The 21,861-nt window shown below is 64.2% G+C and carries 23 protein-coding genes, 1 tRNA gene and 1 pseudogene; 5 read left to right on the top strand and 20 right to left on the bottom strand.

Annotated features, from left to right (window positions below; genetic code table 11):
• Positions 1 to 29 precede the first annotated feature (29 nt).
• The 3 genes from rpoB to rplJ all read right to left on the bottom strand — a co-directional run bounded on the left by rpoB (position 30) and on the right by rplJ (position 5,758).
• Positions 30 to 4,166, bottom strand: a complete 4,137-nt coding sequence (rpoB, locus tag LC066_RS16765; protein ID WP_224901400.1) for a DNA-directed RNA polymerase subunit beta — start codon at positions 4,164 to 4,166, stop codon at positions 30 to 32.
• Positions 4,167 to 4,786: 620 nt separating this feature from the next.
• Positions 4,787 to 5,167, bottom strand: a complete 381-nt coding sequence (gene rplL / locus LC066_RS16760) for a 50S ribosomal protein L7/L12 (protein ID WP_222481517.1) — start codon at positions 5,165 to 5,167, stop codon at positions 4,787 to 4,789.
• 72 nt (positions 5,168 to 5,239) lie between these two features.
• On the bottom strand, positions 5,240 to 5,758 hold the full coding sequence (gene rplJ, locus LC066_RS16755) for a 50S ribosomal protein L10 (RefSeq protein ID WP_224901398.1): 519 nt from the start codon (positions 5,756 to 5,758) through the stop codon (positions 5,240 to 5,242).
• A gap of 433 nt (positions 5,759 to 6,191) precedes the next feature.
• Here rplJ and LC066_RS16750 point away from each other — a divergent pair, with 433 nt between their 5' ends.
• Positions 6,192 to 6,977, top strand: coding sequence for a YkgJ family cysteine cluster protein (locus LC066_RS16750; RefSeq protein ID WP_224901396.1), 786 nt, complete (start codon positions 6,192 to 6,194; stop codon positions 6,975 to 6,977).
• A gap of 113 nt (positions 6,978 to 7,090) precedes the next feature.
• Here the strand turns inward: LC066_RS16750 and rpsD are convergent, their stop codons facing one another.
• The 4 genes from rpsD to uvrB all read right to left on the bottom strand — a co-directional run bounded on the left by rpsD (position 7,091) and on the right by uvrB (position 11,331).
• Complete coding sequence (gene rpsD / locus LC066_RS16745; protein WP_224901395.1) at positions 7,091 to 7,711, bottom strand: 30S ribosomal protein S4; 621 nt, start codon at positions 7,709 to 7,711, stop codon at positions 7,091 to 7,093.
• 670 nt (positions 7,712 to 8,381) lie between these two features.
• On the bottom strand, positions 8,382 to 8,570 hold the full coding sequence (locus LC066_RS16740; protein ID WP_222481511.1) for a PLDc N-terminal domain-containing protein: 189 nt from the start codon (positions 8,568 to 8,570) through the stop codon (positions 8,382 to 8,384).
• 60 nt (positions 8,571 to 8,630) lie between these two features.
• On the bottom strand, positions 8,631 to 9,125 hold the full coding sequence (locus LC066_RS16735; RefSeq protein ID WP_224901379.1) for a YdcF family protein: 495 nt from the start codon (positions 9,123 to 9,125) through the stop codon (positions 8,631 to 8,633).
• Positions 9,126 to 9,132: 7 nt separating this feature from the next.
• The gene (gene uvrB / locus LC066_RS16730; RefSeq protein WP_318246721.1) at positions 9,133 to 11,331 is read right to left on the bottom strand and encodes an excinuclease ABC subunit UvrB; all 2,199 of its coding nucleotides are present in this window, start codon (positions 11,329 to 11,331) and stop codon (positions 9,133 to 9,135) included.
• A 157-nt stretch (positions 11,332 to 11,488) separates the two neighbouring features.
• Between uvrB and LC066_RS16725 the strand changes: the two genes are divergently transcribed.
• Together LC066_RS16725 and LC066_RS16720 are read left to right on the top strand one after the other, a co-directional pair.
• Entirely contained in the window at positions 11,489 to 11,800 is a 312-nt protein-coding gene (locus LC066_RS16725; protein ID WP_085889482.1) for an ETC complex I subunit, read from the top strand.
• Positions 11,801 to 12,429: 629 nt separating this feature from the next.
• Positions 12,430 to 12,506: transfer RNA gene (locus LC066_RS16720), tRNA-Arg, on the top strand.
• A 34-nt stretch (positions 12,507 to 12,540) separates the two neighbouring features.
• On the opposite strand, the gene LC066_RS16715 is transcribed toward LC066_RS16720, so the two are convergent.
• The 4 genes from LC066_RS16715 to LC066_RS16700 all read right to left on the bottom strand — a co-directional run bounded on the left by LC066_RS16715 (position 12,541) and on the right by LC066_RS16700 (position 15,907).
• Positions 12,541 to 13,521, bottom strand: coding sequence for a tyrosine-type recombinase/integrase (locus LC066_RS16715; protein ID WP_224901376.1), 981 nt, complete (start codon positions 13,519 to 13,521; stop codon positions 12,541 to 12,543).
• Between the two features lie 74 nt (positions 13,522 to 13,595).
• The gene (locus LC066_RS16710; RefSeq protein WP_222481505.1) at positions 13,596 to 13,796 is read right to left on the bottom strand and encodes a hypothetical protein; all 201 of its coding nucleotides are present in this window, start codon (positions 13,794 to 13,796) and stop codon (positions 13,596 to 13,598) included.
• 24 nt (positions 13,797 to 13,820) lie between these two features.
• Complete coding sequence (locus LC066_RS16705; RefSeq protein WP_224901373.1) at positions 13,821 to 13,985, bottom strand: hypothetical protein; 165 nt, start codon at positions 13,983 to 13,985, stop codon at positions 13,821 to 13,823.
• Positions 13,982 to 15,907, bottom strand: coding sequence for a DNA cytosine methyltransferase (locus LC066_RS16700; protein WP_224901370.1), 1,926 nt, complete (start codon positions 15,905 to 15,907; stop codon positions 13,982 to 13,984). The genes LC066_RS16705 and LC066_RS16700 overlap by 4 nt, the downstream gene beginning before the upstream one ends.
• A gap of 143 nt (positions 15,908 to 16,050) precedes the next feature.
• Here LC066_RS16700 and LC066_RS16695 point away from each other — a divergent pair, with 143 nt between their 5' ends.
• On the top strand, positions 16,051 to 16,572 hold the full coding sequence (locus LC066_RS16695; protein ID WP_224901368.1) for a hypothetical protein: 522 nt from the start codon (positions 16,051 to 16,053) through the stop codon (positions 16,570 to 16,572).
• A gap of 12 nt (positions 16,573 to 16,584) precedes the next feature.
• Here the strand turns inward: LC066_RS16695 and LC066_RS16690 are convergent, their stop codons facing one another.
• From LC066_RS16690 to LC066_RS16650, 9 genes and pseudogenes are all read right to left on the bottom strand, one after another.
• Positions 16,585 to 16,860: a DUF2312 domain-containing protein gene (locus LC066_RS16690; protein WP_224901521.1), complete on the bottom strand. Its 276-nt coding sequence runs from the start codon at positions 16,858 to 16,860 to the stop codon at positions 16,585 to 16,587.
• 66 nt (positions 16,861 to 16,926) lie between these two features.
• Positions 16,927 to 17,136: pseudogene (locus LC066_RS16685) on the bottom strand (DNA translocase FtsK); the annotation flags it as partial.
• Positions 17,137 to 17,184: 48 nt separating this feature from the next.
• Complete coding sequence (locus LC066_RS16680; protein ID WP_224901365.1) at positions 17,185 to 18,360, bottom strand: DNA polymerase III subunit beta; 1,176 nt, start codon at positions 18,358 to 18,360, stop codon at positions 17,185 to 17,187.
• 34 nt (positions 18,361 to 18,394) lie between these two features.
• Positions 18,395 to 18,748, bottom strand: a complete 354-nt coding sequence (locus LC066_RS16675; protein WP_224901363.1) for a hypothetical protein — start codon at positions 18,746 to 18,748, stop codon at positions 18,395 to 18,397.
• 17 nt (positions 18,749 to 18,765) lie between these two features.
• Positions 18,766 to 18,960 (bottom strand): hypothetical protein, encoded by a 195-nt coding sequence (locus tag LC066_RS16670; RefSeq protein WP_224901360.1) that lies wholly within the window; start codon positions 18,958 to 18,960, stop codon positions 18,766 to 18,768.
• Positions 18,961 to 19,034: 74 nt separating this feature from the next.
• Positions 19,035 to 19,445 (bottom strand): hypothetical protein, encoded by a 411-nt coding sequence (locus tag LC066_RS16665; protein ID WP_224901357.1) that lies wholly within the window; start codon positions 19,443 to 19,445, stop codon positions 19,035 to 19,037.
• The gene (locus LC066_RS16660) at positions 19,442 to 19,621 is read right to left on the bottom strand and encodes a hypothetical protein (RefSeq protein ID WP_224901355.1); all 180 of its coding nucleotides are present in this window, start codon (positions 19,619 to 19,621) and stop codon (positions 19,442 to 19,444) included. The genes LC066_RS16665 and LC066_RS16660 overlap by 4 nt, the downstream gene beginning before the upstream one ends.
• Entirely contained in the window at positions 19,618 to 19,980 is a 363-nt protein-coding gene (locus LC066_RS16655) for a hypothetical protein (RefSeq protein ID WP_224901352.1), read from the bottom strand. The genes LC066_RS16660 and LC066_RS16655 overlap by 4 nt, the downstream gene beginning before the upstream one ends.
• Positions 19,981 to 20,085: 105 nt before the next feature.
• Positions 20,086 to 20,742 carry a S24 family peptidase gene (locus tag LC066_RS16650; RefSeq protein ID WP_224901349.1) on the bottom strand — a complete coding sequence of 219 codons (657 nt, stop codon included), beginning with the start codon at positions 20,740 to 20,742 and terminating at the stop codon, positions 20,086 to 20,088.
• A 427-nt stretch (positions 20,743 to 21,169) separates the two neighbouring features.
• Between LC066_RS16650 and LC066_RS16645 the strand changes: the two genes are divergently transcribed.
• Positions 21,170 to 21,643, top strand: coding sequence for a hypothetical protein (locus tag LC066_RS16645; RefSeq protein ID WP_224901346.1), 474 nt, complete (start codon positions 21,170 to 21,172; stop codon positions 21,641 to 21,643).
• The last annotated feature ends 218 nt before the right edge of the window (positions 21,644 to 21,861 follow it).

Here is a 21,861-nt window from a genome sequence, read left to right as displayed (position 1 = left end):
CCCGCCCTAACGGGTCGCGAAAGCGGCCGTTATTCCTCGTCCTCCGCATCCAGGAGTTCCATGTTCAGGCCGAGGCCGCGGACTTCTTTCACCAGAACGTTGAAGCTCTCGGGAACGCCCGCTTCGAAGTTGTCCTCGCCCTTGACGATGCTTTCGTAGACCTTGGTCCGGCCAGCCACGTCGTCCGACTTCACGGTCAGCATTTCCTGCAGGGTGTAGGCGGCACCGTAGGCTTCCAGGGCCCAGACCTCCATTTCCCCGAAACGCTGGCCGCCGAACTGCGCCTTACCACCCAGCGGCTGCTGCGTGACGAGGGAGTACGGGCCGGTCGAGCGCGCGTGGATCTTGTCGTCCACCAGGTGGTGCAGCTTCAGCAGGTACTTGAAGCCGACGGTGACCTTCCGCGAGAACTGCTCGCCGGTGCGGCCGTCGAACAGGACGGACTGGCCGCTCTCGTCGAAGCCGGCACGCTTCAGCCGGTCGTTGATGTCAGCCTCTTTCGCCCCGTCGAAGACCGGCGTCGCGATCGGCACACCGCCGGTCACGTTGCTGGCGGCTTCGACCAGGCGGGTCTCGTCCATGCCTTCGATGCCTTCTTCGTAGACATCGTCACCATAGGCCAGGCGCATGGCTTCGCGGACCGGGGTCAGGTCACCGGTGCGGCGGTAGTCCTGCAGCGCCTCGTCGACCTTCAGGCCCAGGGCCCGGCAGGCCCAGCCCGTGTGGGTCTCGAGGATCTGACCGACGTTCATCCGCGACGGCACGCCCAGCGGGTTCAGACAGAAGTCGACGGGGGTACCGTCTGCCAGGAACGGCATGTCTTCCATCGGCACCACGCGCGACACGACACCCTTGTTGCCGTGACGGCCGGCCATCTTGTCGCCCGGCTGCAGCTTGCGCTTCACCGCGATGAAGACCTTGACCATCTTCATCACACCCGGCGGCAGGTCGTCGCCACGGCGGACCTTCTCGACCTTGTCCTCGAAACGGGCGTCCAGGGCGCGCTTCTGCGCCTCGTACTGCTCGTTCAGGGCTTCGACGATCTGGGCTTCCTTGTCATCTTCCAGCGCCAGCTGCCACCACTGACCGCGGCTCAGCTGACCCAGCAGGTCCTCGGTGATCTCGGAGCCGGCCTTGACGCCTTTCGGGCCCTTCACGGCCACCTTGCCCAGGATCATGTCCTTCAGGCGGGCGTAGATGTTCCGATCCAGGATCGCCAGCTCGTCGTCACGGTCACGCGACAGGCGCTCAACCTCTTCCCGCTCGATCTGGAGGGCACGTTCGTCCTTCTCCACGCCGTGACGGTTGAAGACGCGCACCTCGACCACGGTGCCGTAGTCGCCCGGCTTCACGCGCAGCGAGGTGTCGCGCACGTCCGAAGCCTTCTCGCCGAAGATGGCGCGCAGCAGCTTCTCTTCCGGGGTCATCGGGCTTTCGCCCTTGGGCGTGATCTTACCGACCAGGATGTCGCCCGGCTCCACGTCCGCACCGATGTAGACGATGCCAGCCTCGTCGAGGTTGCGCAGCGCTTCTTCACCGACGTTGGGAATGTCGCGGGTGATCTCTTCCGGCCCGAGCTTGGTGTCACGGGCGGCGACTTCGAATTCCTCGATGTGGATCGAGGTGAAGACGTCGTCACGCGCGATGCGCTCGGAGATCAGGATCGAGTCCTCGTAGTTGTAGCCGTTCCAGGGCATGAAGGCGACGATGATGTTCTTGCCGAGCGCCAGTTCCCCCATATCGGTGGAGGGACCATCGGCAATCACTTCGCCCTTCTCGACCGTGTCACCCACCTTCACCAGCGGACGCTGGTTGATGGCGGTGTTCTGGTTCGAACGCTGGAACTTGCGCATCCGGTAGATGTCGACGCCCGGGTCACCGGGTTCCAGATCGGCGGTGGCACGGACCACGATCCGCTGCGCGTCGACCTGGTCGATGATGCCGGCACGCTTCGCCTGGATGGCCGCGCCGGAGTCGATGGCGACCTTGCCCTCGATACCGGTGCCGACCACGGGGGCCGTGGCCCGCAGCAGCGGAACCGCCTGACGTTGCATGTTCGCCCCCATCAGGGCGCGGTTGGCGTCGTCGTTTTCCAGGAACGGGATCAGCGAGGCACCGACCGAGACCAGCTGCTTGGGCGACACGTCGATCAGGTCGACCGCTTCGGTCGGGGTCAGCGTGTATTCGCCCGCCTGGCGGGTGTTGACCATCTCGTTGGTGAACTTGCCTTCGCCGTCCAGCGACGCGTTGGCCTGGGCCACCACGTGACGCTGTTCCTCGGTGGCGGACATGTAGTGGACCTCATCGGTCACCTGCTTGTCCTTCACCACCCGGTAGGGGGTCTCGATGAAGCCGTACTTGTTCACGCGGGCATAGGTCGCCAGCGAGTTGATCAGACCGATGTTCGGGCCTTCCGGCGTTTCAATCGGGCACATCCGGCCGTAGTGCGTGGCGTGCACGTCACGCACCTCGAAACCGGCGCGTTCGCGGGTCAGGCCGCCCGGTCCAAGCGCCGACAGGCGACGCTTGTGGGTCACTTCAGACAGCGGGTTGGTCTGGTCCATGAACTGCGACAGCTGCGAGGAGCCGAAGAATTCACGCACGGCAGCCGCCGCCGGTTTGGCGTTGATCAGGTCCTGCGGCATCACCGTGTCGATCTCGACGGAGGACATGCGTTCCTTGATCGCACGTTCCATCCGCAGCAGGCCGACGCGGTACTGGTTTTCCATCAGCTCGCCGACGGAGCGCACACGACGGTTGCCGAGGTGGTCGATGTCGTCGATCTCGCCACGGCCGTCACGCAGGTCCACCAGGGCCTTGATGCAGGCCACGATGTCCTCGCGGTCCAGGGTCCGCTGGGTGTCGGGCTTCTCCAGCGCCAGGCGCATGTTCATCTTCACCCGGCCGACGGCGGACAGGTCGTAACGCTCGCTGTCGAAGAACAGCGTGTCGAACAGGTTCGACGCGGCCTCGACGGTCGGCGGTTCACCCGGGCGCATGACGCGGTAGATGTCCATGAGCGCGCTTTCGCGGTTCATGTTCTTGTCCATCGCCATGGTGTTGCGCATGTAGGCGCCGACGGTGATGTTGTCGATGTCCAGGACGGGGATCTCGGTGATGCCGGCGTCCAGCAGCTCCTTCAGGGTACCGCCGATCGGCTCGCCGTCCTTGTCGTACTCGATGGTCAGCTCATCGCCGGCCTCGACGTAGATGGCGCCGTTTTCCTCGTTGATCAGGTCACGGGCGACGAACTTGCCGACGATGCGGTCGTAGGGGACCAGCAGGCTCTTCACCGTGCCTTCGTCGATCAGCTTCTTCACTGCGCGGGGCGTGACCTTCTTGCCGGCTTCGGCAATGATCTCGCCCGAATCCGCGTCGACCAGATCGTAGGTCGGACGGGTGCCGCGCACGCGCTCGGGGAAGAACTTGGTCACCCAGCCCTGGCCACGGCGGTAGGTGTAATCCACCGTGTTGTAATAGGCGTCCATGATCGCTTCCTGATCCAGGCCGAGGGCATAGAGCAGGGTGGTCACCGGCAGTTTACGGCGACGGTCGATCCGGGCATAGACGTTGTCCTTGGCGTCGAACTCGAAGTCCAGCCAGGAGCCGCGGTAGGGAATGATCCGGCAGGCAAACAGCAGTTTGCCCGAGGAGTGGGTCTTGCCCTTGTCATGGTCGAAGAACACGCCGGGCGAACGGTGCATCTGGGACACGATCACGCGCTCGGTGCCGTTCACGATGAACGTCCCGTTCGGGGTCATCAGGGGCATGTCGCCCATGAAGACGTCCTGTTCCTTGATGTCCTTCACCGACTTGTTGCCGGTGTCCTCGTCGATATCGAAGACGATCAGCCGCAGGGTGACCTTCAGGGGCGCGCTGTAGGTCATGTCGCGCTGCATGCACTCTTCAACGTCGTACTTGGGCTTTTCCAGCTCGTACTTGACGAATTCCAGGACCGAGGTCTCGTTGAAATCCTTGATCGGGAAGACCGACTGGAAGACGCCCTTGATGCCTTCGCCATCCATCGGCTCCAGCTGGTCGCCGGATTTCAGGAAGAGTTCGTAGGAGCTTTTCTGAACCTCGATGAGGTTCGGCATTTCGAGGACTTCGCGAATCTTGCCGTAGTATTTGCGAAGACGTTTCTGACCAAGATAGGTCTGAGCCATGACGGACGTCACCTTTCGTTTCTCATCCGGTCGCATGTACCGTCGGGGCCTCCCGGTACTGCGCCCTTCGAAACAGGGGGTTCGGATCAATGCCTGACCACCTGCCCAATGGTGGCCTCCCGATCCTTGAACCTCGCCTTGGAGAGGGCTTTGCGGCAAGCCCTCGCCAAGATGGGGTCCCAGACAGCGATAGCCGGACGCGGAAATCCCGCATCCAGCCTGTGAATTCTTCGGTTCCGGCAGCCTGCCCTGGGGCGGCGCCCGCGTGATCCTGAGATTTGCTCCTGACGCATCCTGCCTATCCGAGGGTCCGGCGCCTGTCGGGGGCCTGCCCCGCTCCGCTCCGGTCGCTTCCTGCGAAAGACGAATTGGATGGAAGTCGGGAACACCTCGCGGGAATGCAACAACGGCCAGCCCGAATCGCACGGGTCCAGCGGAACCTTGCAAATAGGACACCTTGCGCGTCAGCGCAATGGCCGGCCTGCCAAGGTATGAATATTTCGACAAGATCCCGCCCAGGCCCTACGCCGTGCCGGCCGGGGCCAAGACGAGAAACGGGCGCCCCGAAGGACGCCCGTTCCCTATGAGACGATCCGCGACACGCGCGGACCGAAAGCCAATTACTTGACTTCGATCTCGGCGCCAGCTGCTTCCAGCTTGCCTTTGATCTCTTCGGCTTCCTCTTTCGAGACGCCTTCTTTGACAGCCTTGCCGCCGGCTTCGACCAGTTCCTTGGCTTCTTTCAGGCCCAGGCCGGTGATGCCGCGGACTTCCTTGATCACGTTGATCTTGGAGGCGCCGGCCGACTTCAGGATGACGTCGAACTCGGTCTTTTCTTCTTCAGCAGCGGCTTCGCCACCACCTGCGGGGCCAGCCATCATGACGGCGCCACCGGCTGCGGGCTCGATGCCGTACTCGTCTTTCAGGATGGTTTTCAGTTCTTGTGCTTCCAGCAGGGTCAGACCAACGATGTCTTCTGCCAGTTTCTTCAGATCAGCCATTTGACTTCTTTCCGTATCTCTAGATGTGTTCCAACGTGTGGGCCTGCGGCCCTACGCCGGTTCTCATGTTGCTTACGCCGCCTCGCCACGCTCTTCGATCGTGGAGAGGATGGAGGCGATATTCGAAGCAGGGGCGCCAATGGCACCGGCAATGTTCGAAGCGGGTGCGCCGATGCAGGACGCGATCTGAGCGATAAGCTCGTCGCGCGAGGGCATCTTCGACACGGCTTCGACACCGGCCCGGTCCAGAGCGCTCTCACCCATTGCGCCGCCGAGAATTTCGAACTTCTTGTTCTCTTTGGCGAAATCTTCCGCGACCTTCGCAGCTGCGACAGGGTCCTCGGAATAGGTCAGAACGGTCATGCCCGTCAGGAATTCGGCCATGCTCTCGCAGGGCTTGCCTTCCAGGGCGATCTTGGCGAGCCTGTTCTTGGCGACGCGCACTGCTGCATCGGCATCACGTGCCTTTGCGCGCAGAGACTGCATCTCAGCAACCGTGAGACCGGTGTAGTGGGCAACCACCACAACGCCAGAGCTTTCGAAGATCTGGCCGAGTTCCTCGACCACTTTCTCTTTCTGGGCTCTATCCACAGTTTCACTCCAATCAGGGAGGTGTGACCCTCCGGCTCAGTTCTGCCGGGGACTTACGTCCCGGCAAGCGGGTCCGTAACGGGGTCCGTCCAAGATCGTCCCGGGGAGCCGCACACGAGCGGGCCCGAAGAAATCTGGTGCTTACCCGTCTCAGGCAGGAATTATGAAGAGCAGATCCCCTTCACCCACCGTCTCGGACGAATCGTCGGGGCGATCCGAATCCCGGATGCCCTGACAGAGCGGGCTTCTAGGGCTTTTGCCCGTGCTTGTGAAGACCCTATTCGCAGGGCCGGGCAAACGCGGGTAACGGCGCCGCGCCCGACGCAGCGCGGCGCCGGCGACATGCGCCCTGCCCCGCTCGCTGGACCCTGAGGTCATAGCCGATATACTCCGCCTTCCCAGCTCCCGGAAGGGACCCCGCCAGGAGACCCGCATGGCCCGCACCCCCGCTCGATCCTCCACCGCCGGACGCAAGACTGCCAAGGGCCGCCCGGCCAGCATCGCGGACCTGCGCACCAAGCTGACGAAGGCCCGGGCCCGCGGCATGCCCGCAGCGCTGGAAGATCGCGGGCGACGCATCCTGGATGCCTGGCTGGCCAGCGCCGAGACCCAGGGCCAGCCCTTCCGCGACATCCGGGCCGAGCTGGCCTCGGGCGAGGCCGCGCGCAAGCTGGCCGCGATGACCGGCGAGCAGATCCGCGCCAACAACCCCGAGCAGCTGGTCAACGCCGCCTGCGCCGAGGGCTGCGCCTTCTGCTGCATCCTGCTGGAAGGCGACGGCGGGCTGATCACCGAGGCCGAGGCACGCCGCATGCACGCCGCCCTCGCCCCGCTGGCCGGCCAGCCCGACGGCCGCGCCTGGAACGCCAACGCCTGCGCGGCGCTGGATCCGGACACCCGCGCCTGCCGGGTCTACGACGCCCGCCCCACGGTCTGCCGTTCCTTCCTGTCGGTCTCGGTCGAGGCCTGCCGGATCAATGCCGAGGGCGGCGAGGAAGACGGCTCCGGCATGCTGGGCAATCACCTGGACTACCTGGCGATCCTCGCCCTGTCGCGCGACGTGATGAAGGGCACCGCCCTGGTGCAGACCTTCGCGCTGGACGAACTGGCCCGCGCCACGGTCGAGGGCGCCGACCTCGACAGCGCCCTGAAGGCCGCACGCCACCCCACGCGCGAGCTGGAAGAGACCTGCGAGGACATCGGCAACTCTCCCGACTGACCCGCGCAGGGACCGGACGGCCCCGCCCCGGCTCTATCGCCCCATCCCTTTCACCCATGCAAAAAGGGCCGCGCACTTGGCACGGCCCTTTCCGGAAACTGTCGTGGCAGAACTTAGTTCTGGGCGTAGTATTCGATGACCAGGTTCGGTTCCATCTGGACGGGGTAGGGAACGTCCGACAGGCCAGGGGTGCGCACGAAGGTCGCGGTCAGCTTGGAGGTGTCGACTTCGAGGTAGTCGGGCACGTCACGCTCGGGCAGCTGGATGGCTTCCAGGACGGCGGTCATCTGCTTGGACTTCTCGCGGACCTCGATCACGTCGCCTTCCTTCACGCGGTAGGAGGGGATGTTCACGCGCTTGCCGTTCACCAGGACGTGGCCGTGGTTCACGAACTGACGGGCCGCGAAGACGGTCGCGACGAACTTGGCGCGGTAGACGACGGCGTCCAGGCGGCGTTCCAGCAGGCCGATGAGCAGCTCACCGGTGTCGCCCTTGCGACGCTCGGCTTCGCCGAAGATGCGGCGGAACTGCTTCTCGGTCAGGTCGCCGTAGTAGCCTTTCAGCTTCTGCTTGGCGCGCAGCTGCAGGCCGAAGTCGGACATCTTGCCCTTGCGGCGCTGGCCGTGCTGGCCGGGGCCGTATTCACGGCGGTTCACCGGGGACTTCGGGCGGCCCCAGATGTTTTCGCCCATGCGGCGGTCGATCTTGTACTTGGCAGACGTGCGTTTGGTCACGGCTGATCTCCTTCTTGAGTTACGAAGGGCGTTGTCCTCTCCCCGGACCTCCCCCTTGCGGGACAGGCGACCCGGGTTGACAGGGATCCCCTTGCGGGGGCCACCAACACCAATGGAGCCGCGCTTATACGGGCAAACGGGACAGAGTCAATCGGCCCGCCCCTGTTTCTTCGGCTTTCCAGATCACGCCCGGACTGCCCGAACCGAGGCCGCGCAGGCTCTGCAAGTAACTCGTGTGACCAATTGCCGGGCAGGGTCGCGCCGAGGCCCAGCAAAAGCCACCGGCAGTACGCAGGCCCATCTTGCAACCATCAGGTGAGTGCCAGATGATTGTAGGCATAGCGTCCGATTCGCCCTATGCGAGATTCTCTGTAGCGATGCTAGCGCAGAGGTGTTGGCCGCGCCGGGCCTGACGTTGAGGCCCCGAGATAAATTGACCGGGTCGCCCTGACGGAAGGAAGCAGCTTCCGATCGTATTGCATGATGCGCCGCATTTCCGCATGTGAATTGCCGGTCGCGAAGAAGCCCCGCAATTCAAATCTTTAGTGGTGCCCGCTGGGCGGTAGCAGGACCGGACGCACACTACCGCCCCTGACAAAACGAAGAAGACCGCCACGCATTCGCGCAGCGGCCCGTTTCATCGACATGCCCCAATTAGGGGGGGGTCAGATTACACCCGCACCGAACGGCCGCCACGCGGACCGGCCAGCAGCCAGATGATGAAGCCCAGGACCGGCAGGATCAGGATCAGCAGGGTCCACAGGATCTTGGCCCCACCCGACGCGGCAGAGGTCAGCACCTGGTAGATGGCGTAGATGTCGGCGATGAGGACGATCAGTCCCAGAAGTCCGAATTCCATGGGTCAACTCCGTTCGGTTGTGCTCAATTCCTTAACTGGAAAATGAACGTCCGAACGGGGTCAAAGGTTCCCGCGGCGCAGCCGGTGGCCCGTGGCCATCCAGATCACCACCTTGGCCATCGACGCGGCTTCGCGCAGCCGGGCACGCTGCAGCCGCAGGCCCGAGGGACCATCCGCCGGGCTGGAGCTGGAGGCCGTCAGCCCCAGGTGACGGGCGATCAGGCGCGCACGTGGTGCATGGTAGGCATCGGTGACGATGACCACCTCCCGCAGGTCGGGGCAAAGGCGCAGGGCATTGCCGATATTGCTGATGGTGTCGGTGGAACGGCCCTCCAGCAGCAGCGCCTGCGCTGGCACGCCCCTGTCGCGCAGGATCGCGGCCATGACCTCGGCCTCGGACGGGCCATGGCGCCCGACCCCGCCACAGGGGATGACCCGCGCCACCTCCCCGCGGTGAAACAGGTCGGCGGCATGTTCTACCCTCCGGCGCAGCCCCGGCGACGCGGAGCCATCGGGCCGAACGGCCGCCCCGAGGATCAGGGCCGTGCGGGTCACACGCCCCTCACCGCTTGCGCCGTTTCACGTTGCCACCGCGCTGGCCGGGTCGACCGGCGGTGGAGCGCCCGCGTGACTTGGTGGCCGCCTCCGAGGCCGCTTCGACCGCCGACTGCCGCGCCATTGGGTCGTCGCCCACGGCCAGATCCACGGCTTCCAGCCGCTTGACCTCGTCGCGCAGGCGGGCGGCCTCCTCGAACTCCAGGTTCTCGGCCGCCTTGCGCATCTCGTCGCGCAGCCCGTCCAGGTGCGCCTGCAGGTTGGCCCCGACCAGCGGCTTGTCGACCTTGGCGGTGACACGGTTCATGTCCACATCGCCCTGGTAGAGGCCGGCCAGAATGTCGTCAACGTTCTTCTTCACCGTCTCCGGCGTAATGCCATGCTCCTCGTTGTAGGCGATCTGCTTCTCCCGCCGCCGCTCGGTCTCGGCCAGGGCGCGCTCCATCGAGCCGGTGATCCGGTCGGCATACATGATGACCCGCCCGTCGGCGTTCCGCGCCGCCCGGCCGATGGTCTGGATCAACGACGTCTCAGAGCGCAGGAACCCTTCCTTGTCGGCATCGAGAATCGCTACCAGCCCGCATTCGGGAATATCCAGGCCCTCGCGCAGCAGGTTGATCCCGATCAGCACGTCGAAGGCCCCCAGGCGCAGGTCGCGCAGGATCTCGATCCGCTCGATCGTGTCGATGTCGGAATGCATGTAGCGGACCTTGATGCCCTGCTCGTGCATGTACTCGGTCAGGTCCTCCGCCATCCGCTTGGTCAGCGTGGTGCACAGGGTCCGGTACCCCTGTTCGGTGACGCGACGCACCTCGTCCTGAAGGTCGTCGACCTGCATTTCGACAGGGCGGATCTCCACCTGCGGGTCGAGGAGGCCAGTGGGACGGATCACCTGTTCGGTGAAGACGCCGCCGGTCTGCTCGATTTCCCACTTGCCGGGAGTGGCGGAGACGAAGACGGACTGGGGCCGCATCGCGTCCCATTCTTCAAACTTGAGGGGCCGGTTGTCCATGCAGCTGGGCAGGCGGAAACCATGTTCCGCCAGGGTGAACTTGCGCCGGTAGTCGCCCCGGTACATGCCGCCGATCTGCGGAACAGAAACGTGGGATTCGTCCGCGAAAACAATGGCATTGTCAGGGATGAACTCGAACAAGGTCGGCGGCGGCTCGCCGGGCGCGCGGCCCGTCAGGTAGCGCGAGTAGTTCTCGATCCCGTTGCAGACGCCGGTGGCCTCCAGCATCTCGATGTCGAAGTTGGTGCGCTGTTCCAGCCGCTGCGCTTCCAGCAGCTTGCCCTCGCCCACCAGCTGATCCAGCCTCTGGCGCAGCTCTTTCTTGATGCCGATGACGGCCTGGTTCATCGTCGGCTTCGGCGTGACATAGTGGCTGTTGGCGTAGACGCGGACCTGGTCGAAACTGTCGGTCTTCTGCCCCGTCAGCGGATCGAACTCGGTGATGCTTTCCAGATCCTCGCCGAAGAACGACAGCTTCCACGCACGATCCTCAAGGTGGGCCGGCCAGATCTCCAGGCTGTCGCCACGCACCCGGAAACTGCCCCGCTGGAAGGCCTGATCGTTGCGCTTGTATTGCTGCGCGACCAGATCGGCGATCACCGCGCGCTGGTCGTATTCGCCGCCCACCTTCAGGTCCTGGGTCATCGCGCTGTAGGTCTCGACGCTACCGATGCCGTAGATGCAGCTGACCGAGGCGACGATGATCACGTCATCGCGTTCCAGCAGCGCCCGGGTGGCCGAGTGGCGCATCCGGTCGATCTGCTCGTTGATCTGGCTTTCCTTCTCGATATAGGTGTCCGAGCGCGGCACATAGGCCTCGGGCTGATAATAGTCATAGTAGCTGACGAAATACTCGACCGCGTTATCGGGGAAGAAGCCCTTGAATTCGCCGTACAATTGCGCCGCCAGGGTTTTGTTCGGCGCGAGGATGATCGCCGGGCGCTGCGTTTCCTCGATCACCTTGGCCATGGTGAAGGTCTTGCCGGTGCCGGTGGCGCCCAGCAGGACCTGGTCGCGATCCCCGTCCAGCACGCCTTGACTCAGTTCGGCGATGGCCGTGGGTTGGTCGCCCGCCGGGTCGAAGGTGGTGTTCATCACCAGCCGCTTGCCGCCCTCCAGCTTCTCGCGCGACTTCACGTCGGGCGCGGGGGCGTGCATCTGCGCCGGCAGGCTGTCGTTGTGGGCGTAGGCCATGGACTCTCCGATCGGGTTTGTTCCAGATTTGTCCTCTTTTCGCGCAGGTTCAACCCCGGCAGCCGCCCTGCTGCTGACAAAGAGGCCCCTGGCCCTGCGCCGCTTGCTCTTCGTCAAGAAATTCCCGATAAGGAAGCGTCATTTCAGGAGGCTTGCCATGCGCGCACGAATCTACCGCCCCGCCAAGACCGCCATGCAATCCGGGACCGCCAAGACCCACAACTGGGTGCTTGAGTACTTCCCCGAGACGCCGCGCGACATCGACCCGCTGATGGGTTGGACCTCGTCTTCGGACACCCAGACGCAGGTCAAACTGCGCTTCGAGACCAAGGAGGCCGCCGTCGAATACGCGGCCGAGCATGGGATCGACGCGGTGGTCACCGAACCGCATGAGCGCAAGCCCAACGTGCGTCCCTTCGGCTATGGCGAGAATTTCGCCACCAACCGCCGTGGCGCCTGGACCCACTGACGACCTTTCTCGCGGCCCGTTTCCGGGATGACTGGGGCGGGCCGCGCAAACATTTTGCACCTGAGCAAAGATCGACTTGATGGTGGATCCCGGCGGGTGCCCACGCTCGATTTTCGACATTCCAAATGCCCGCGCCCTTTGCAATTTCACTTGCAGCGGCCAGCACCCTTTTGCGCTGCAATGCAATTTCCAAACAACTGGCAATCAACGCTTTTCAGGTTCGTCTTGATTATTGAACCGGCAGGTCAGAAGATTTCCATGGGGTATGAGCAACTAATCTCTAGCGCGACAGGTTTATTTGTTGCGCACGGGCCGCCTGCGCATGTAGGCGAATAGAGGGGACATTTCATTTATCGCGTTCAGAACGCTTGCTCGGACGGAATGGGGAATATCCGCTCATGGCATTACGAATTTTCACCTGTCGGGACTGCGGTCATCGCATGAGGTTCTCCCACAACCATTGCGGGAAATGCTTCGCTCGCAAGGAAGCTTATCAGCAACCGCTGCTCTGGTACACAATCGCTGTCATCCTGGTTCTGCTCTTGGTTTTCGGGCTGGTCCAGTGGATCATCAGCCAAGTATAAACCGGGGCTTGCCAAGCGGCACGGTTTCCCTGAAAACGCCCTCGTGGCCCCGTAGCTCAACTGGATAGAGCAGCCGACTTCTAATCGGCAGGTTGAGGGTTCGAGTCCTTCCGGGGTCGCCACCTGCTCAGCCAAGCCTTGAAAACATTGAACAAATCAGCCGAGTTGGAACTTCGATCCGGCTGATTTGGAACTTTCTGCTCCGCATACGATCTTCTGAAGGTCCGCGCTCTTGCTGTAGCGCGTGGCCTCGCTTTGGCTTTCGTGTCCGAGAATCGCCATGCGCTGCTCCGGGGTGGCGCCGTTCTCCTTGAAGACGGAAGCCCGGTGCTTCCTGATCCCGTGCGCGCTTAGCTCTGGCAGTCCTGCCTCATCACAGGCGCGGCTAAACCACTGCGCGGCGCTCTTGTGTGAGCGCGCCGCACCGGACTTCGTGGTGATGAACGTCATGTGCCTGGGCGCCGTCGCCAGACACCGCGCAAGATGGTCATCCGCCTCGAACCAGTCGGGGCCAGGTAAGCTGAATGGGCAAGCGGCTTCGCTACCGGATTTCTGACGCCGGTAGTGAAGCCAGCCATTCTTGACCATGCCCGGCCCCAGTCGGCAGGCGTCGCCGATGCTCGCGCAGGTTCTGTGCATCAACTCGAACGCGAGACGCTGCTGGCTGTCGTGGGGCCAGCGCAGACGGAAGGCAGCAACGTCCGCCCTGCCCCAGGCCTTGTACCCCTCGGTCACTGCCGTCGCGCGCTTGCGAACATCTCTGCTGGGGTCAGCGTCGATCAGACCTGCGTCCACGCACCAGCGCCCAAAGGCACGCCATACCCTCAGACGATTGTTGGCAGGGTGAGGTGGGAGCCGTGCGAGATCCTGGCGAATGTGTCGCGGCAGGAGGTCAGCCAAGACGCCCCGCCCATAGAGCGCCTCAATATCCTCGATCATACGCCGGCGGGTGCCGCGGGTCGAACTGGCAAGGCCCAAGAAGTGATCGGAGGCCATGTAGGCCCGCAGGGCGGCTCCGATAGTGCCCGTGCGATGCCGCACCTCCGGGGAGGGCTTGCCGCCGTCGTGCGCAGCTAGAAGGGCGCTGTAGGCCGACAGCCACTCCGGGTGATCTGTCGACAGGTCAGGAAGCGGCACGCCCCTCTGCCCTTTCGGGCGGAAGTAGAACCGGGCGTTTCCGCTGGGAAAGGTCCCTGATCTGTTTAGATGCTTCAATCTGACACTTCTCCGAATAGCCCGTCGCATGAGTTCACCTCCTGATCGGGCGACGATAGGAGGGCCTCAGGCTTGATGGCAAGGATGCGGACCGACCCGTCACGCAGCACCTCGACCGCGCCGATCGGCACGCCGCAGTCCTGTGCTGCCTGGATCGCATTGCGGATTACCGCGATGGATGCACGAGCTGCGCTCATTGGTGCCTCGGCTGTTGCGGCTTGTCATACATGCTCCAGCTCCTCCGTCTCACGCTTCAGCGCATCGGCCAGAACATCGGCACAGACCTGGAAGAAGATCCGCAGCGCGGGCTCGGGGGCTTCGGCCGCCCGGCTCTCGGCGTGAGCCTTAGCCTCGGCTAGTTCGTCAGTGGTGTGCGGGTCAGTCATGCCGCTTCCTCCTTCTCAACCAGTTGCCCACAATTCGCCTTCACCACCGCGGCTGCCACGGGCGGGCAGACAGAGTTGCCGACGCAGCTGACCTGAGTGTTCTTGGTGAAGCTGCGCCAGTCCCAGCCGCCATCGCAGTGCTGCTCCCAGACGCCCTCGATCACGTAGTCGCGGGGGAATCCCTGGGCGGTGAAGAGCTCACGCGGGGTGAGCATGCGCATGCCGATATCGGCGATGACGTAGCGGGTGCCGGCGATGTCGAGGGTGACCAGGTCGCCGCCGTCCCAGGCGCCATGGGACCGCAGGAACTCGGCCACCTCGCGGGCGCGGGCCTCATGCGCCTCCGTGAACGGTGGGGCCTGCAGGGCCGCCTGCATATGCGCCATGCGGTCTTTCACGGTGATGGTATGGCAGGGCGCATCCGTGCGGGCGCCATCCCCGGTGCCGTAGTACTTGGCGAAGAAGGTGGCGACGGGCGTCTGATGGCTGCCGCTGGCCGCGACGGTCGAGAGCGGATCGCGCGCGTCGTGGCCTGCGTGGGCGCCCATGCGCGGCCCGCCGTTCTGCTGGGCCAGAAAGGCAGCGCAGGTTGCATGCTTGGCGCCCCCGGCGACGATGGTCCCGAGCGGCTTGCCGAGGTCGAGGGCGCGGGGAGCCTGGCCCGGGCGTTCTCCGTAGCCAGTCTGGATCAGCGTCGGCAGCAGCACGGCATTCTGGTCCTTCGTGCTGGCGCAGATGGTATGCAGAGGTAGCGTGGCGTCGCGGTTGTTCCCGCCCTGCTGAGCGTAGGTCAGCACCGGGCTCAAAATCGCATCCTTGGAGGGGGATGGTGCGAATGGCACAGCAAAGCCTTGGCTCCGAATGCGTCGGTCCTTCTGGAACTCGCAGGTGTGTGTGTCCGAGCCAATACCAATTTGGCACTGGCAAGTGAGGCGGTCCAGATGGCAGCAGCAATCTGCCGTACCATTCGCGGGGATGTACGTATGTCCGCTAATGGAGGGGGCAATGCTCCGTGAGCTCACGATGGAGTGAGTAGCCACCAGGAAAGGCGCCTCGGCCTCCAGGACGTAGCGGGCGACGCCGCGGGCGATCCGGGCCAGCGTGTTGTTCGCCAGGGGGCGCACGGCGCGCAGGCCGAGCGTTGCGCGGATCTCCTCGGCGCTGTCGAAGATCGAGGGGCAAGGGATCGACCAGTCGATGCACTCGGCGGCCGTGCGCCAAGGCTTCAGCGCGCCCGCGATCACGCGCGGATCGTCCGGCGCTCCGTGTGTCGGGTCCGGCCAAACAATCGGCTGGCCGTCGAAACGGATGATGACGAAGAGCCGCTTGCGGATCGTGGGGGCGCCATAGTCGCAGGCCCGGAGCTCGCGCGTCTCCATCTTGCCGCCCAGCCCGCGGATCGCCTTGCGCCACTTGTCGAAGGTCTCGCCCCGCCGCTGCGGGCAGGGCATCGGCCCGCGCGGGGTTTCGATCACCGGCCCCCAGGTCTTCCACTCCTCGACATTCTCCATGATGACCACGTCGACCTGGCCGCCGCTCTTCTGGATGCGCTCGATCCAGCCAGGGATCACCCAGGCGAGGTCGCGGATGTTGCGGGCCACGGGCGCGCCGCCCTTGGCCTTGGAGAAGTGGCGGCAGTCGGGGCTGAACCACATCAGGCCGATGTGGCGGCCCGCCAGATGATCCAGCGGATCGACGCGGTAGACGTTCTCGCTGAGGTGGAGCGTGTCGGGATGGTTGGCGGCATGCAGGGCCAGTGCGGCCGGGTTGTGGTTGATGGCGATGTCGGGGCCGCGGCCCAGGGCCATCTCGATGCCGGTCGAGGCGCCACCGCCGCCGGCGAAGCTGTCGACGATCAGCGGCGGGCCGAGGGGCGCGGCGCGGGTGTCGATTGCGAGGTCGAGGAGATGCGTGCCGTCCATCAGCGGGCCTCCTGATCCAAGGGAAGAGCGTGGTGCGTGGGCATCGGTCTGGACCGATAGGAGGTCTTGCCGCTAACCTGGTGGTGCGAAGGCGCAGCAACGCCTCCGCACCCGACCAACCGAAGAGCTTCTGGAGGGATCAGTTGGCCATTCTTGAAACTTGGATCCGCCTCATCAGCGGAGCAGTCGGGGTGCTTATGAACGTCCTCAAAATCCTGCCGGCGCCGAAAGATGCGCCGGATGTCACGATCTCTGGCATGGCCGAGGTCAACGTCCGGGGAGATTCCTTTGTCGTCTTCCGGATCGACAACCAAAGCGGCCATGACCTCATCAGCAGGAAGATCATTGCCAGGAAGCCTCGATCCAAGGTGCGGCAGGGCTTTGCTCGCCCGGCCGACACGATTCAGGAATACTTCGCCTGGATGCAGGAGACCGGCCAGGAGACCAGAGGGCGCGATGATCGCGGGGTGTTCGTTGCTCCGGCGGGTCAGCGGACCTGCAACTACGTGGTTCTTCGTGGGGCTCATCCTGAGGTCCTTCTCGAGTTCACGTTTGACGTTGCGGACACCAACGACAGGCTGCGTAAGAGCATGCGTGCGGTGAATGGCGACGTTCAGGTCTTGGGGAGGATGATGGTGCCCGCTGAGGGTTCAGATCGGCCTTAAGGGAGAGCTCCATCAGCTCATCCCCAGTGCTTCTTTGTACATCTCCAGCACCGCCTCTTCCTCGGCGATGTCGTCGGGCTCGCGCTTGCGCAGAGCGATGATCTTGCGCAGGACCTTGGTGTCGTAGCCACGGCCCTTGGCCTCGGCCATGACCTCCTTCTGCTGGCCGGCGATGTCCTTCTTCTCGGCGTCCAGGCGCTCGAAGCGCTCGATGAACTGGCGCAGTTCGCCCGCCGTGACGCGATAGGCCTTGTCGCGAACGTCGCGGGCCGCGTCGGTTTGCTTCATGCCGCCTGCCGGGGTGTTCTGGCCCAGGGCCTGACGCAGTTCGGACGGTGTCCGCACGTGCCGTTTGCCTTGGGCATCGGCCGGCGTGATGACGTAGAGGGTTTCCAGCGTCTCGATGATCGCGGAGGCGCGGTTGTAGCCGATGCCGAAGTGACGCTGCAGCCAGGAGGTTGAGGCCTTTTCGTGCTCCACGACAGCGGCAAGAGCGGCGTCGAGCGGTTCATCGCGGCCCTCCTGAGGCACGGGGGCCAGCAGGCGGGTAATGTCGGTTTGCATCAGGGCGAGGCTGTCCGGGGGCATGTCAAAAACCTTCATGTCGGTCTCTCAAAGCCGCGCTGGCATGAGGACCCAAAGCGCGTTCGGGTCGTCGGAAACGATGCGAGCGGGTTCACCCGGGCCTAGTGTGCTGAGCGTGAAACTCGGCGTCACGCTGCCCTGGGCGCTCAGATACCGGATGTTGAAGCCGAGACTCTTGTGGACGCAGCCTTCTGCGACATCGCCCTGCAGCGGGACGGAGGCGCGGCTCCCTTCGGCGGCATGGGGTGATTTAGCGATCATCCGGCCATCCCCTAGGTTCAGCTCCACGATGCTCCAGCTGCTGCTGCAGATCTGTTCTGCCAAGGCCGCCATGCGCTTCAGTGCGGGACCGCTAAGCTGGGCGCGCATGGCCTGGCTGATCGGGGGAATGACCCGAGCGTAGTCAGGATAGGTGCCGTCGATGGTTTTGCAGCGGAGCTCAACATTGGCGCATTCGACGCGAAGGTGGCTTTCTGCCAGGGCGAAACTGACGGGCTCGTTGCCTCCCTTTCCGAATATCGCATGGAGGGCGCCGACATATGCCCTGGGAATAATGACGCCCTTTCTTTCGTCGCCGGGAATGCCGCTGAGATCGGCGGGCTCGTCGGTATCGATCCTGGCCATGCGGTGCCCGTCTGTCGCCACGGCGCGAACGGTCCCTCGCTCGGGGTCAGCGGTCAGGAAGATGCCGTTCAGGTAGTAGCGGGTTTCCTCGTTGCTGATGCAGTGTTGGCTGAGGCGAATGAGCCGGGATGCCTGATCCTGGCTGATCGAGAAGGCCGGATGCAGCTTTGGCGATGTAAGGGCGGGATAGTCCGCAGCAGGCATGTGATCATTGAGAGTGATGATGGTTTCGCCATCATCGAGGCGGATCTCGTCCATGTCCTGTTTCGCGATCAGTGACAGGGTCACCGGCCCTGCAGCTGTCGGCGCGAACCCCGCGAGGATCCGCGCTGCTACCATTATGTCCGCCTCGCCTTCGGTCTCGGCCTCCAGCGTAATCGTCAACTCGGCATCCAAGTCGGTAGCTTTCAGGATGACCTGGTTATTGCGGACCTCGATGCGCAAATAGCCGAGGATGGGAATGGTGTTGCGCCGGTCGATCACCTTGTTCAGCAAAGTGGTCGCCGCTTTCAGCTCTTGGCGGGGAATGACAGCCCTGACTTTGACCGGGGTCATGGATTCCGAAGATTGATACAGCATGTCGGGTACTCTACTCCGTCGGGTGGTGCGGGCGTCAGTCGCCCAGGATCTCGCGCGCCTTCTGGATCCAGAGCGCGATGGCTCCGGCCTCAGTGTGCGCGTGGCAGGGGATGCGGTGCAGGTGGACCACGAAGCCGCCGTCATTCGGGCGCGCAGCGAAGGTGCCGCCGCCTTCGATTGCCTGGGTCATGAAGGCCTCGCGCAGGGCCTGGCCGTGCAGCGTGGTCACGCGGTCGAGGAAGGCGCGGATCTCGTCGTGGTCCGTCAGCAAGGCCGTGCCCGAGGCCCTGGCGCGATGGTCGGGCGCGGGGATCGGTTGGTGCGGCTGGCCCCATGCGGGCTGCTGGCGCGCATTGCGCCATGTGCCGTGTCCGCTGCGGTTTGACATGGGTGAAGCCTCCTCGGTCACTGCTGGGCGCCGAGGAAGGCCTCGGCGTTGATGTGGCGGCGAGCCAGGTGGGTGTTCACGTCGAACAGGGCGATGGCGATCAGGCCCGCGACGCAGAGCCAACACAGACCCTGCAGGACGAACTCCAAGGGCGATGGCCGGGACTGGGCGCGGCGCTGGCGGTCGTAGCGGGCGGCGAGGAAGTCGATCATGCGTGGCTCCTGTGCTAAGGTTAGAAACGGGGGGAGGATCACGGCGCTACGGGGCGCCGTGATCAGGTGGGGTGTCAGGCCGCCTCGACGGCGCTTTCACCCCACCAGTTTTCAACCTGGCGGCCATCGCCGGCGCAGTAGCGCAGCAGGTAGATGTCTTCGCTGTGCGCGATCTGGCCACGGCCAATGACGACACCGGCCTCCGGCGACGCCTTGAGCTTGAGCTTCGCGCCCATGTCGAAGGCAAAGCCCTTCGGTTTCGACTGCTCTTCATTCATCAGATCTGTTCCTTCCGTGTTGCTTGTGGGTTGGTGGGGCTGGGTCGCATCGATCAGGCTTTCCAGCGCCAGGGCCACGCCGATGTCGGCGGGGTGCGAGTTGAAATCTGCGTCCTTCAGGTGGTCGAGAAGGTCGGGGTTCACGGTCCCGGCCGGGAACCAGTGCGCCTGCAGGATGCGGGCTGCCTGGTGCAGGGAGAGGTTCATGCCTCCGGCTCCTGCGGGCGCTCGGGCGCGGCGGCCAGCGCGGTCATCTGCTCCGCCCTGGCGGCCTCCTGCGCCGTCGCCGGGCGGGTGACGCCAGTCTTTCGACTGAACGCAGCCCAACCGGTCGGCGTGACGGCGCGGTAAAAGCCGATGTGTTCCTGGGGAATGTCGATCATGCCGCGTCTCCACCGTCGGGCGCCGGGGGCGTGTCATGTTCGAAAGCGGCCCGCCGGGCGGCGGCGCGGCGCATGATGCCGGGGGCGAGGATGGCCACCCGGGCGCGGGTGCGCTCCATGTAGGGCGCCAGCTGCTCGCGGAGGGGCTGATCGTCGGTCATGCGGCGCGGGCCGATGTCGAGGTGCTGCAGCGTGCGGCCGGTCAGGTGGCCCGGGCGCAGGCGCGCCATGCGCTCTTCGCTGATCGGGTGGCCCTGGGCGCGTTTGGCCTCGGCCCAGTTCGACTGCATCGCCACAGGGCAGCGCGCGAAGAGCTCGGGCGCAGCGGGCAGGTCATAGCTTGGGGGGTGGTCGCGCATGGTCGCCTCCATCGGGTTGGATGGAGGCAACATTATGGGTAAACTTACCCAAGTCAATACAAATCTGGGTAAGTTTACCCCCGCCGGAAGATTCGGACGGGCAGGCTAGTTAGCCGGGAGCTTGACAGCGAGGTCCTTTGGCCAGTGAAGCCGGACCCGCGCAGCCCACTTGAGCCTGACATTGTGCAAGTTATCAGACTGAGGGTTGAGTGAGATAAGGTGAAAGAGGCCTGGCTCCGAGCCAAGCTTGACCTGCTTCACCCAGACCATGCCACTCTCGTCCTCGCAGACGCAGGTGTTACCCACTGCATCGCTCGGGACGCCCTCATGTGTCTCTCGTGAGTAGAATAGGATGTCACCAGCTGAAAAGGTGGGTTCCATACTGTCGCCTTCAACCTCAACAGCAACAATGCCGTGGTTACTAAGCCCCGGCGGAGCAACGACCTGAGGCCCGTCACCCTTCTCGTAAACGTCGATAAGTGGGATCTGAGCACCAGCCCCCACCCTACCTGCGATCGCTATCGTAGGACCAGGCGCTACGGCCGCGTCAGCGGCGCTGATGATCTGGTCTACGGTCATGCCGAGGTGATTTGCGATCCTCAGTGCCGTGGAGAGCTTCGGCGATGCTGCTTTCCCTCGCTTGAGGTCTCGCAGATAGGAACTGTTCATCCCGGCAGCCTCTGAGAGAGTTGCCTCCTTTAGGCCGCGCTCAGCCATAATCTTTCGAAGTCCTGTCAGGAACTTATCAGCGGGATCAATCATGGTGGAGATTATGACAGCGCCTTGAGGCGGGCTGTATCGGGAAGAATACCCCTTGCCAGACCGGGTAAGTTTACCCATACAGTGCGACATGGAACAGCTCATCGCAGAAGTTGAAAGCTAAGCGGCGAAAAGGGGGGTAACGCCTCAAAAAGTGCTGCGCGATGCAATCGGTGCAAATTGGCGCCAGTGGGAGTTGTGGAAATCGGGCCGTTCGAGCCCGACGATGCGCGTCGCTGATCGCCTGCGGAAGCACATGACTGCTCCGAGCGAGAAGACCGCTCAGCGAGACGTAGCGTGACTGTTCTTCGTTCATATCGGGACACTCTGTATGTCGCATTGCGCGCCGCTCGGGCGCAAGCCCGTCGTCAAGTCGACTTTGCCGCAAAGCTGCAACCCAGTCCCGTGAAAACCCTCGGAGGATTTCCCCATGCGTAAAGCGCGCCCGGCTTCCATCCAGTCGGCTGTCCAGTCGTCCATCCGCGCGGCGGGTGGCTTGGAAGCAGCCGCCAATGACCTGGGCGTCGGAGTATCGACGTTGTCGCACGGCACCGAGATCTCCGAGTCCCGCCCGGGCGGCCTGGGGATCAACTATGCAGATCGCCTCGGCCGGGTCGTGCCCGAGTCCGCTGTGCCGATCGCGCAGCATTTCGCGATGCTGGCAGGGGGAACGTTCCAACCTTTGGTCCTGGACGGCCCGACGGCGAGCGACATTCACCAGCTGACCCGAGAGTTCTCCGACGTGCTTCAACAGCACGCTGCGGCGCATTCCTCAGCTTCGGCACGGCCGGACGATTATACGCCGGCAGAAGCAGAGCGACAGATCCGAGAACTGGATGAGGTGATGGCCGTTGCTGCCAGGTTCCGCTCAGTCCTGTGCGCGAAAGCCGGAGAGCAGGCATGAACGGGGTTAAATTCAGCCCATTCGCATCCCGCCCTTGTGGCGGGCACTGCCCCCGGGCGCTTGTCAGCGCGCCCGGCGACCCGGCGCGGGACGTGCCGTTGGCTTTCCCGTCCTGCGCCCTTTTTCATTCCCATCCGCGGGGCGGCTCCTCCAAGCCCCGTGCGGAGCGCGCAGGGCAGGCCGTCGCGCGCTTCGGGGCGCGAAGCGTGTCTCTCAGT

It is taken from the genome of Pseudooceanicola marinus, assembly GCF_020177265.1.
GTDB classification, from domain to species: Bacteria; Pseudomonadota; Alphaproteobacteria; order Rhodobacterales; family Rhodobacteraceae; genus Pseudooceanicola; species Pseudooceanicola marinus_A.
The sequence above is the reverse complement of the archived record's forward strand: the minus strand, read 5'-3'. Positions and strand labels throughout refer to the sequence as shown.